General features: G+C 43.6%; 7 protein-coding genes. 5 read left to right on the forward strand and 2 right to left on the reverse strand.

The genetic code is table 11. The features are described from left to right. The first annotated feature begins 87 nt into the window (after positions 1-87). The 4 genes from MKX36_RS19130 (at position 88) to MKX36_RS19145 (ending at position 4,872) form a co-directional block, all read left to right on the forward strand. Positions 88-1,059 (forward strand): LacI family DNA-binding transcriptional regulator, encoded by a 972-nt coding sequence (locus tag MKX36_RS19130; protein ID WP_330720872.1) that lies wholly within the window; start codon positions 88-90, stop codon positions 1,057-1,059. Between the two features lie 233 nt (positions 1,060-1,292). After that, positions 1,293-2,141, forward strand: coding sequence for a BglG family transcription antiterminator LicT (licT, locus tag MKX36_RS19135; protein WP_340865329.1), 849 nt, complete (start codon positions 1,293-1,295; stop codon positions 2,139-2,141). Between the two features lie 224 nt (positions 2,142-2,365). Further along, positions 2,366-4,222: a beta-glucoside-specific PTS transporter subunit IIABC gene (locus MKX36_RS19140; protein WP_340865330.1), complete on the forward strand. Its 1,857-nt coding sequence runs from the start codon at positions 2,366-2,368 to the stop codon at positions 4,220-4,222. A gap of 134 nt (positions 4,223-4,356) precedes the next feature. Further along, complete coding sequence (locus tag MKX36_RS19145) at positions 4,357-4,872, forward strand: thioredoxin family protein (protein WP_016818604.1); 516 nt, start codon at positions 4,357-4,359, stop codon at positions 4,870-4,872. Between the two features lie 190 nt (positions 4,873-5,062). On the opposite strand, the gene MKX36_RS19150 is transcribed toward MKX36_RS19145, so the two are convergent. Continuing rightward, positions 5,063-6,418 carry a sugar phosphate nucleotidyltransferase gene (locus MKX36_RS19150; protein WP_090890481.1) on the reverse strand — a complete coding sequence of 452 codons (1,356 nt, stop codon included), beginning with the start codon at positions 6,416-6,418 and terminating at the stop codon, positions 5,063-5,065. Between the two features lie 160 nt (positions 6,419-6,578). Here MKX36_RS19150 and MKX36_RS19155 point away from each other — a divergent pair, with 160 nt between their 5' ends. Continuing rightward, entirely contained in the window at positions 6,579-7,274 is a 696-nt protein-coding gene (locus MKX36_RS19155; protein WP_016818602.1) for a response regulator transcription factor, read from the forward strand. A 42-nt stretch (positions 7,275-7,316) separates the two neighbouring features. Here the strand turns inward: MKX36_RS19155 and MKX36_RS19160 are convergent, their stop codons facing one another. Further along, complete coding sequence (locus MKX36_RS19160) at positions 7,317-11,744, reverse strand: hypothetical protein (RefSeq protein ID WP_340865331.1); 4,428 nt, start codon at positions 11,742-11,744, stop codon at positions 7,317-7,319. Between the last annotated feature and the right edge of the window lie 47 nt (positions 11,745-11,791).

Below are 11,791 nucleotides of genomic sequence, written 5' to 3' on the forward strand. Positions count from 1 at the left end.
AAATAGACGTAATGCCCTCATAAAGCATCCTAATTGTTGTAACGCGTTTCATGTCAAGTATTTTTTTCTCAGGTGAGGAGAAGCATCATGTCGAATCTTGATCAAATTGCAAAACTGGCGGGCTTTTCCAAAGCTACGGTATCCAGAGTGTTAAATCAGTCCCCCCATGTAAGTCACGAAACCAGAGCTAAAATTTTAAAAATCATGCAGGAATTAGATTATGTTCCTAATCGGAATGCGATCTCTCTATCCAAGGGTCAGACGCTTCAGATTGGTATCATCACTTCAACTATCAATGAAATTGTGCTGGCATTTCTGGACAGCTTTGTGGAAATCGCAGGCCAATATGAATTCCAAACCATTATTTATACTTCGGGAGAAGACAAAAAGAAAGAGCTTCAAGCTTTCGAGGATTTAAAAAGAAAAAGAGTCGATGCGCTGGTCATCATTTCCTGCGTGAATGACACTGATTTTTTGAGTACCTATTGCAAATATGGACCGATCGTGGCATGGCAACGAATGGAGCATACCGATATTCGCTCCGTCGCTATGGATCAATATGAAGGATACATGTTAGCATTAAAACATTTGATACAAAAAGGCTATACACGTATAGCCAATGCTTTTGGTCGTCCAAGCAGCATCAATACTCACAGCAGACAACGAGCCTATGAGCAGATCATGAGTGAACACAATCTGCCGGTGCTGCCACACTGGAACTATTCTTCTATTTATAACATTCGTGATGGCGAACAGGTCGTGCGCAATTTGTTACAGCATCGGGAGGGATTTCCAGAGGCTATCTTGTGTGCTAACGATTATGTAGCAGTGGGCATTCTCTGCGAAGCGCGCAGACAATTGCTGAGGGTACCGGAAGATCTGGCGATTGTTGGGTTTGATAACACGGAGCTGGCGCACACCATGGGGATTACAACGGTTCAAAATCCCATTATGGCTCAGGCACAAAATGCTTTTTTCATGCTTTCCCCTCAGCTGATTGGACGCCAAATGGAGCTTCATTCGCTAGAATACAGTCTCATTGAGCGTACGACTACTTAAGGGCACAATTGACTTGCAAATTAGGCAAATGGGCCTTGATATGAAATATTTTTTGTCGAAAGAGAATAAAATATGTTGAAATCGCTTTTTTTTGTGCTACAATAGCACTATATCGAAGGATTGTGACCGGTGATGCGGGCAATGCCTGAGTTCAATTGAGTGCTATTGCTAACAATAGTGTTGAATTGTGCTTGGGCATTTTTTATTGGTAAAGGATGGGAGGGGGAACTTCAATGATTATTGAGAAGGTGCTCAATAACAACGTCCTGTTGACTAAAAACGATAAAGGCAAAGAGGTCATCGTCATGGGAAGAGGTATTTCCTTCAAAAAGGTGGCTGGCGACCAAGTCGATGATCATAAAATAGATAAGATTTTCATGTTAAATGAAAACGAGTTCACGGCCAGACTAACTGAGCTGCTAAACGATATTCCTGTGTCTCATCTGGAGGTCGTGAATGAAATCGTGACCCATGCAGCCGAAGTGCTGGATACGGAGTTAAGTGATAACATTTATTTAACATTGACCGACCATATTCATTTTGCCATACAGCGGGAAGAAAAAGGATTGGCACTCAAAAACGCGATGCTGTATGAAATTAAACGCTTTTACAAAAAAGAATTTGCAGTTGGGCTGGATGCTCTACAAAAAATTGAAGATACGCTCGGTGTAAAATTGGGCGAAGACGAAGCGGGATTTATTGCACTGCATATGGTGAATGCACGGATTGATGGTAACGAGATGAAGGCTACACTGAAAATGACCGAGATTGTCCAACACATATTGAATATTATTACGTATCATTACGGGATTGTGCTGGATGAGTCTTCTTTTAGCTATTCGAGATTTTTGACCCATTTGCAATATTTTGCAATGCGAGTGATTCGCAAAGAGGTTATTCACAGTGGTGAAGAATTTTTGTACAACCAGGTAAAGCAAACATATACCGAGGCTTTTGCTTGTGCCCAAAAAATTAATGAGTATCTGGAAAAAACATATGATCAATATTTAAGCAAAGATGAGTATGTATATCTAACGATTCACATTCATCGGGTAACTGAGCGTAATAACATATCAGGCTAAAAACTTTATATCCTCATCGTTCATGGATTGTGACTGGTAAGGCAGGCAAAACCTAAACTGATGGTGAAATCGACGTTCCTTATAGGAGGAGTGCGCAGTTTTCACCACGAGTTTAGGTTTTTCTTGTTTACAAGTTTAAAAAGATGCACGCCGGCGCATCTCAGCAACAAATGTAAACGGTAAATCCTATCAGTAGCAAGAATAACACTTAAGGAGTTCTGAACATGAGTGATAAAGAGCTATCCAAAAAAATAGTGACTCTCGTTGGCGGCGAAGAGAATGTCAATTCGGTATTCCATTGCGCTACACGCTTGAGATTTAAATTAAATGATCGCACAAAAGCAGACAAAGCTGCACTGGAAGCAACACCTGGTGTCATTACAGTGGTGGAAAGCAGTGGCCAGTTCCAAGTGGTCATTGGTAACAATGTAGGTCAGGTCTTTGAGCATATGATGGCAGAAACAAATCTGCAGGATGCAGATAATCCAAATGCGAAAAAAGAAGAATCTTCCGAAAAAACGAATTTTCTTGGCAAAGCGGTCGATATCATTTCCAGCATTTTCTCACCTCTCTTGGGTGCTCTTGCCGGAGCTGGTTTGCTCAAAGGGATTATGGCCTTAATTGCGTCGCTCCATTGGATTGATACTGCAAGCGGTACGTATCTCATTCTGAACGCCGCTTCGGACAGCGTGTTTTATTTCTTGCCTATATTCCTAGCTATTACATCGTCCCGTAAATTTAAGACGAATGCTTTTGTATCGGTCGCAGTTGCTGGAGCCCTCGTCTACCCGGATGTTATTGCAGCGGTGGACCATCCGGCAAAACTGGCTTTTCTCGGGATTCCAATCATTCTGATTAAATATAGTTCTAGCGTAATCCCAATTATTCTCGCGGTATGGGTACAGTCCTATGTGGAACGTTGGTTTAATTCCTTTGTTCATCAATCGGTTAAAAACATTATCGTCCCTATGCTATCACTGCTAGTTGTTGTTCCGTTGACGTTTTTGGCCTTTGGTCCAGTCGGTAACCTGATCAGCCAAGGCTTGGCGAACGGTTTTACATGGGTGTACAATTTAAGCCCATTGATTGCCGGAGCTGTTGCTGGGGCATTCTGGCAAGTATTTGTTATTTTCGGCGTACACTGGGGCTTCGTTCCTATTATGCTGTCCAATATTCAAACATTGGGTTATGACACGATGCTTCCAATGCTTACAGCAGCCGTACTTTCTCAAGCGGGTGCAACACTGGGGGTATTCCTGAAATCACGAAATACTCAAATGAAAGCTTTGGCTGGTTCTTCTACACTGGCAGCTGTATTCGGGATTACTGAACCTACAATTTATGGTGTAACTTTGAAATTGAAAAAGCCTTTCATCTATGCTTGTATTTCTGGTGGTATTGGGGGCGCGATTATCGCTTCCGGCGGAGCAACTGCAAAATCCTTCTCCCTGCCTAGTTTACTGGCGTTGCCAACTTATTTTGGAGCTGGGTTCTTGTGGGTTGTTATCGGCTTACTCGTTGCCTTTGTACTTGCAGTTGTATTGGTTATGATTTTGGGCTTTGATGATCCAAAAGAAGAAGCTGCAAAAACAGAAACAGCATCCGTAAAAAAAGAAGTAGCGATCGAAAAGGAAATCCTCGTAAGTCCGCTGCAAGGTAAAGTGCTGCCATTGGAACAATCTTCTGATGTTGCTTTTGCTTCAGGCGCTATGGGGAAAGGAATCTTGATCGATCCTACAGAGGGTGTGCTGACTTCTCCGGTTAACGGAACGATTACGACAGTATTCCCGACCGGACATGCCATCGGTATTACTTCCAATGACGGAGCAGAAATTTTGATTCACGTTGGTGTTAATACAGTGAAGCTGAAAGGACAATTCTTTGACAAACGCGTCAAAGAGGGTGATGTGGTGAAGCAAGGACAGTTGTTGCTTGAATTTGATATCGAACAAATTAAAGCGGCAGGCTATACAACGACTACGCCGATCATCGTAACCAATTCCGCTCAATATCTGGATGTACTGAACACCATGGAAACGGAAGTGAAGCGTGAGGATTACTTGTTGACCGTTGTAGTCTAACGTTTAACTTTCAGACTAAAAGAAGCTTTCCTAATGGAAAGCTTCTTTTTTATACATCATGAGACAAGTGTTACAGCGAAAAATGGAAATATCATATATTGTAAGTTTGAGATTGTAAAAAAAGGAGGATTTCTGTGAAAAAAGGATATATCGCCGGGTTAAGTGTCATTGTGTTGCTTATCATTGGTATCGCTATTTCAGCTGTAGTTAAATTTCAAGACCTGGAGCAGGTAGTTCAGCAGAAAGATAAAGAGATCCAAGCGAGCAAAAGCAATTACCCCGAAATATATGACCACTTGAATGCGGTTACAATGGATGGTTTTAAACAATTGATTCAGCAGGATCAAAGTGTATTTGTCTATGTTGGCAGACCCAGTTGTGGCGACTGCAATCGGTTTGAGCCTAACTTTAACAAGATGATTGAACAGTATAATCTGGGCTCCAAAATTACTTTTTTAAACGTTCACAAAATTCATAAGGACAAATCCCAATGGAATAAGTTCAAAGCAGATTACAACGTAAAATACACCCCCACGATTGCAGAATTCAGGAACGGCAAGCTGGTGGATAAAATAGAATGGACGCCAAAAAGAGATCTCAGTACAGATGCCGTAAAAGAATGGCTAACCTCCAAAAAACTCATTTTATAAGCCTCTTTTTTATCCATTTCATTGAGAATAATAGAGTTGTTCATGCAAAAAAGGTATTCAAGCGAACAACGCATGAATACCTTTTATTAAGAATGTCCAAATCATCAAGCTGATTAAAAATAGTTCCTAGCGCACTTCACTCGCTTCGGAAAGCCTTGTTTACACCCATCCGTTCCTATATTGCAGGCGATTATACAGTACGAGCATCAATCGAATCGGGAAATTCATATCGAATAATATCCGTTTCGGATACGATATGTCCGATTTGTGACTCAATGAATTCCAAATCTCCCTCTACTGCACCTATAAAATGCTTGGTACCAGGTTCTACAACGATGACCATACCAGGGCTGACTGTCTGTGTCATCCCATTGATACAGACACTTCCGGTTCCTGAAACAATGGTCCAAACCTCTTTTCGGAACTGATGCTCATGATAGCTGATAAATCTCCCGTTCGAAATGACAACACGTTTGGTGACCGTTTGTAACCCGCTTGCCGCTTGTTGATGGGACAAGACCGTTTGCTTTCCCCAGAATCGCTCCTCAAAACGCGGTCCAATTTCAATTTCTGCCACCATATCCTTAATTCCTGTTGATGATTGTCGATCCGTAACCAGCACACCATCCGGCCCAGCAACAACAATAATGTTTGGGACATTCCAGATGCTAACCGGAATTTCCAGTTCATTGATGATATGCGAGTCATGTGATGCTTCCGAAATATATCCGGGACCGCTTAGCTTTGAACTTACTTCCCGCACCAACGAATCCCACGTTCCCAAGTCCCTCCACTCTCCATGATATGGGAGCACGGAGAGCTTACGAGTGTGCTCCACTACCGCAATATCAAAGCTGGTTTTAGGCAAGTCTGCGTAATTTGTCGAAAGTGTTTTATAATCGGCTGGTAAACTCATTTGCGCCAGCACATCCAATAAAAAGCCGAGTCTAAAAGCAAACACTCCGCAGTTCCATAAGGCTCCTTCACGGATCAAGGCTTCAGATCGAATCAGATCGGGCTTTTCTACAAATGAACTCACCCTATAATATTCCTGGTCAAGTAAAGGAGCTGAAGGCACAATATATCCATATTTATCTGAGGGCTCCGTTGGGACAGCCCCCATCAATGCGATATGGCTTCCTGATTGCTCTAATATGGAAGGAAGCCTGCGCAGATGCTCGAAAAATTCATCCCCCGCATAGCCATCCACCGGCATGACCCCCACGATCTCGTCACGTGATGCACCTGCAATGTCATGCAAGTAAGCGGTAGCCAAGGAAATGGCCGGGAAGGTATCCCGCTGAGTCGGCTCCTCAATCACTACAGCGTCTCCACCAATTTGTCCCTGAATCAGTTCGACCTGAGTTCCACTCGTAGAAAAATAGGCTTGATCTGCCAAATTCGCCTCATCCAACTGCCTCCATATCCGTTGCAGCATGCTTTCCGGCCGCTCGTCATGACGTAGGATGGAAAGAAACTGCTTCGGACGGTTCACATTGGATAAGGGCCATAGACGTTTACCCGAGCCTCCGGATAATAAAATCATTCGCAAAGATGCAACCTTCTTCCTCTAAATTCATATTTTCTTACATTATTGGACTGTTTGCTTTTCGTGCTTTTGCCGAATACATAAGTATGTATCATCGTAGAACATACATAGTTATGCCATGTTAATGGTATCTTTGTCCGTACAGGAGATGTCAGTCATGCCTATAAAAATACTCATCCTTGAAGATCAAAAAAGTTTGGCTGATATGATTGCTCTTCATCTTCAGGAGGAAGGCTATCATACCGAACTAATCTATGATTGTAAACTCGCAATTCCTACATTAATGCACTTTAAGCCGGACATTATTGTGACCGCTCTAATGTTTTCCGGTAAAGTCGAATCTGAGCTAATCAGTCACATCCGTCAATTTACCACGGTTCCTATGCTCGTCATCTCTAATAACACCCTGCTGAATATAAGAATAAAGGCTCTGGATGACGGAGCAGATGACTTTTTATGCAAACCTTTCAGTCTGAGGGAGCTAAATGCCCGCATCAAAGCCTTGCTGCGCCGCAGTGGTAGCAACATGCTCACTGAATCACGAACGATAACCCAAAAGCTTAAAAAGGTAAGAGTTTGGGTGAATGATTACCGTCATAGCCTGTTGGTCGATGACCAGGAAATCGAAGTTACTCACATCGAATTTTCTATTATAAAAGAGATGTCCAGCAATCCAGGGAAAGTCTTTACCCGTAGCGAGCTGATGGATCGGGTCAAAGGCGGAGATGGTGCTTATCTGGACCGTACCATCGACGTACATATCTCCAGCCTCCGCAAAAAAATTGAGCGTGATCCTAAAAACCCTCAGCATATCCGTACCGTTTGGGGCAGAGGCTATAAATACGAGATGTAGTCGTAATAGCGGCTGCCTGTTTCCCTCTGGGCAGCTTTCTTTTTATGGAAGCTGCCGTTTTGTCCATCGCCGATATGGAAGAAAACAAGCTGCTCCGCCCAGGATACCTATGACAAACAATACCCAGCCAAAACGGTAGGCTGAAGCCAGAATAACGACAACCTTACCGTTTCCGCTGCCATTCGTTATGAATCCGGTAGTTACTCCATTCACAGATAGACGCGCTCGCTGATTTTCGTTACCCAGCCTGAACTCCCATAGTGGATTGGGTGATTCCGTCTCCCGGATCAGCACCTGCTGATGCATTGGATTATATAGCGTAAAACTACGTTCCATGGAATTTTCACGAGTAGCCTGAATGCTTTCCGCAGCGTGTGGTGCTATAAAAAAGGTATCCATATCCGTTCCCTCAAACAGCGTAAATTGATCCACTGTAATCATCGCTTGATAAGGGATGATGGAATATTGCTTCATTTGAAATAAGCCCGTCTGCTTCTTGTGCGCATGCGCTAAAATCTGAAACTGCATCATGGTGGTTCCTGCCGGAGCCTTTACAATCTGGTCATAATGATTCCATTGCTCCTTATCTCTCTCCTCCACCTCATCAATATAGGAGGTTTGAAGAACCTGGGACGCTTTATTTAAGAAAATGACCTTCATGTGCCGACTTCCAATTTGTTCTGACCGTGCATCCAACTGCACGGCATACTCTTGCAGCGGTTCCGCCTTCATTTTTTTGGACGCATAAATATTCCAATCACAGGAATAGCTAGGTGCGTAACGGATGGACAGTTCTGTGTCCTTGATGGATAGATCCGTCTGGCCAGGTCGAATATCTGCTACACAACCAACATCCGTGCTCAATGATTCCTTCGTGTCCTGCCCAGGCATCACGATCACTTCCTGCCCGCCCATTCGATGAATATCTGCAAAATGGCTCAATGACGGCACCTGACTGTCCAGTACAAGGGTTAAGCGATATTTTCCCTTGGTTAAGAACAGATTTTTAAATTCGACTCGGCCATAGTCGTTCAGCAGACCGGGAATTTGTATGCTTTTCTTGGCAAAGCTATCTTGGTTGGGCACCGTTTCAATAACCTGCTTTTCGGATAAAGAGGTAGCGGGTAATCGCTTATAAGAGTCCTCCGTACGAAGCGTTCTGGTCAGCACCTCTCCAGTCTCTTCATTCTTCCATTTCATGGTTAACGATCCTTCATATCCGGCAGGTAAATTAGCCAAAATAGCTGTGGCATAGGTTCCCGTTTTGGCGACTTCCACTTCTCTGCTTAACGTCCCTTTTTGGTAACTGATTCCCCGACCCATACTAAGTCTAGGTAAAGCACGTTCCGTCTGCACATTCCCTTGAGCATTAAAATCGTTCTCTGCCTCCAAGGTGAAAAAGAGCTTGCCCCGCTTCAATGCCTGCTCCACCGGAAAAGATAATCGATCCAGTTGATCCACAGGAACAATCGCAAATTGATTGACCGCATTAAAGCCTTGCAGGTTATTAACCGTGATTGGGTTATCTCCCTTTGGAAAAACATGTTCTCCCAAATCAACCCATTGAAATTGGTTTAATCCCTCATCACGGGTCTTGATGTTAGCCACTCCATCGGGCAGTGTGACTTGTATTTTCCCGCCTGCCTTATTCATGAACACTCTTGCATATACATGCGAGGTTTGAGGCTGGTCCATCTTTTTATGCATCGTAAACGTGTTGGGCTTGCTGTATTTCCCCAAATCACGCAGCTGAATATCGTGAATCCACCAGTAATTTTTTTGCTGCGGACGCTGGAGGGTTAACAAATCCATTCGCATCCAATAGCTGCCAGGCGGCGAGACGTATTCCCCGTAAAATTTTACACTGTCAAAATTATATCCCTCTGAAGGCGCCACAACATAGCTAACCCCCAGCTCACGCATTTGCTTATCATAAAACCTCATTTTTACATGCATTTTGTTCGTCCCACGACCAGAAACGGTGATGTGGAACTGATATGGGTTATTTTCCTTGGCCTCTAGCAATCCCGATCTAGCAACCTGCCATATATTACTCGGATCTCCCTTCATAATCTCACCATGCAGAGTCGGCACGTCGTTCGATTCCTCTCGGGGGTTAGCCTGCACACTGAACAACTGTGGATTATCAGGCTTGAAAAAGGTTTCCGTTCTCAGCATAGAGTCAAAATCAAGCACCGTTTTGCCTTCAATACTGCTCATCTGATAGGGTGCCACATCCAGCTTCTTACTGGCGAAGGTGACCGCAATCCCTGCATCCATCTCCATATCAAACGGGAAGTTCCGTATATTTTGGGAGGATAAATACCACAACCAATCGTTGGTTGATGCAAAAGTTTTGGACCATTTTAAAAATGCATTACCATCCTCAATGGCATCAAAAGGCCGCAAGTAATCCTCTGCCGGGAGCTGGGACAACAGCAAGTCATCAAAGGAGGCTGCCTCCACATAATCCCTCTTGTTGACCGTCTGAATGGTGTTTAACTCAGGCTTCAACGCGCTGAACAGCACGCCAAAACGGCTGAAATCAAAACCAGGCAGATGACTGTAACTCTCCAGTCGGCTAAATCCGTAAGGTGTCACAATTTTACTTGCAAGAATATTCATATAGGGCGGTGTCTGATCAAGATTGAATATGGAAAATAAATCGTTCTTATACGTACGTTTCAACCCGATCTGACCTTCCAGCTGAGACAGGTGGAAATCCTGCCGTTTCTCCTGTCCCTCATATTCGTCATGGTAAACCAACTGGTTGACCCCAAAAGTAGAGAACAACCAGCCTAATCGCGAGCTTAATCCGTTGTCCATAACATACTGCAGAAAATTCATATAGTATGTGATACCGGGATCATTGCCTTCATGATGAAAGATCGTATTTTTAGGAGAAGAGTATACTTGAAAATCCCCGGTTGCCTTCTCGGTGGCCGTCTTGCCTTTATTCCATTTGGGCGTCGCTACTCCGTTATAGCTTTGAATCATATTATCAGCAATCGGAAAATACAGTGCCTTGCTGTCAAAACGATCTGGGTCAGTCAGCTTTTCAGCCATTTGACTATAAGCCTTCGGCACTTGTACCGGCTTGTAGTACCCCTCAATGAACTGGGTACGCAAGGGAGCAAAATATACGCCCAGACACAAAACGACGATAACAACCGCCAGCTTTTTATACACACGCTGTAGCGGCGATGATCCAAACCATTCCATACATTGAATTATGCCAAAGGTCAGTAACACTCCGAAATTAAGGGAAAGCAGTCCAATAAATTTGTTAGGATCACGGAAAACCGAACCAATCACAGGGGTTTTCGTAACCAAAATAACAAACCACTTGGCAATGGACGGAAATGTCGTTCCAGTCGCTGCAACCATAAATAACAGCGTAAGGAGCGAGAAGATCAGAATGATCGGATTTTTATGTGAACGTGTCACCATCGCGTATCCGATCAATAGCAATAAGAATCCCCCACCTACATAAAACATGGCAGGCAGTGAGGAAAAGGAAAACATTGGCCACCAATAGCTCAGTAAATAACCCACATTATATAAACTGCTATTACGGCTGAACAGAGACAACGTATCCACGACGTTGATATTATGCTGAGACGCTTGAGCGTCCATCAACATGCTACCTACATACAGGGACAACCAGTAAAAACTAAGCAGTCCGAAAAACACACCAAAAATCATGCCTTTACGCAAAAAATTACTGTATAAGGGCTGTAAATAGGCGCGCCCGGCTTTACGATGAGTCCAGGTCAGTTTGAGCAGGAGCAACATGGTGAACAATCCCAAATAAATCATCCCGAAGAAAAAATAATGAATGGCCGCAGCACTAACAGTGAATACTGCAGCCAGCAGGAACAGGTCAATCCAGTTCCGCTGATACAACTTATGGGGATGATAGTTTTTAATTTGTTGAATTTGAAACTTGGGGTCCACCGCACTGAAAAAGAATCGCAGCATTAACGGAAACAAACTATACCCACAGAGCAAATAAATATGCTGGATGCGAAAAATAACCCACGGATTCAGTGCGTAAAACAACGAACCAACCATGATGGCAAAAATACGGGTTTTCGTAAAACTTGGTGAATAATACACGCTGACCAGTCGCTTGGCAAAGGCATACATCGAAAATGCCGAGACAAATAACAAACCTGTGATAAACGACTTGAGCAAGACCGGGCCGCTTTCGTCAAATAATAGTGAAAGTCCATAGAAGGGCAAGATGTACAGGATACGTGGAGCATTGAACAAGGTCGAGGTAGACCATCGTTCGTTCCATACCCCGGTTATTTCCTCCAGATACCGATGAGAGGTGGCTCCAAAGGCAATGTCACTGAATACGATTTGTCCTAATCCATAGATGGGGGCAAGATATGCGACAATCGCAGCCAGCATCAATAGGATTGCCGCCATATCGTAGCGGTAGCGAAATATCCACTTTTTCATACTTGTCCCCCTCTCTTGAACCTCTTGTATCTGTTGGTTATCTTGGG

The sequence above is a fragment of the Paenibacillus sp. FSL W8-0439 genome (assembly GCF_038008995.1).
In the GTDB taxonomy this organism is placed as follows: domain Bacteria; phylum Bacillota; class Bacilli; order Paenibacillales; family Paenibacillaceae; genus Paenibacillus; species Paenibacillus polymyxa.

Bases quoted from the DNA above. Each gene is read 5' to 3' on its own strand.
- MKX36_RS19160 (WP_340865331.1), bottom strand. From the start codon at position 11,744: ATGAAAAAGTGGATATTTCGCTACCGCTACGATATGGCGGCAATCCTA.
- MKX36_RS19150 (WP_090890481.1), bottom strand. From the start codon at position 6,418: ATGATTTTATTATCCGGAGGCTCGGGTAAACGTCTATGGCCCTTATCC.
- MKX36_RS19140 (WP_340865330.1), top strand. From the start codon at position 2,366: ATGAGTGATAAAGAGCTATCCAAAAAAATAGTGACTCTCGTTGGCGGC.
- MKX36_RS19155 (WP_016818602.1), top strand. From the start codon at position 6,579: ATGCCTATAAAAATACTCATCCTTGAAGATCAAAAAAGTTTGGCTGAT.
- licT (WP_340865329.1), top strand. From the start codon at position 1,293: ATGATTATTGAGAAGGTGCTCAATAACAACGTCCTGTTGACTAAAAAC.
- MKX36_RS19130 (WP_330720872.1), top strand. From the start codon at position 88: ATGTCGAATCTTGATCAAATTGCAAAACTGGCGGGCTTTTCCAAAGCT.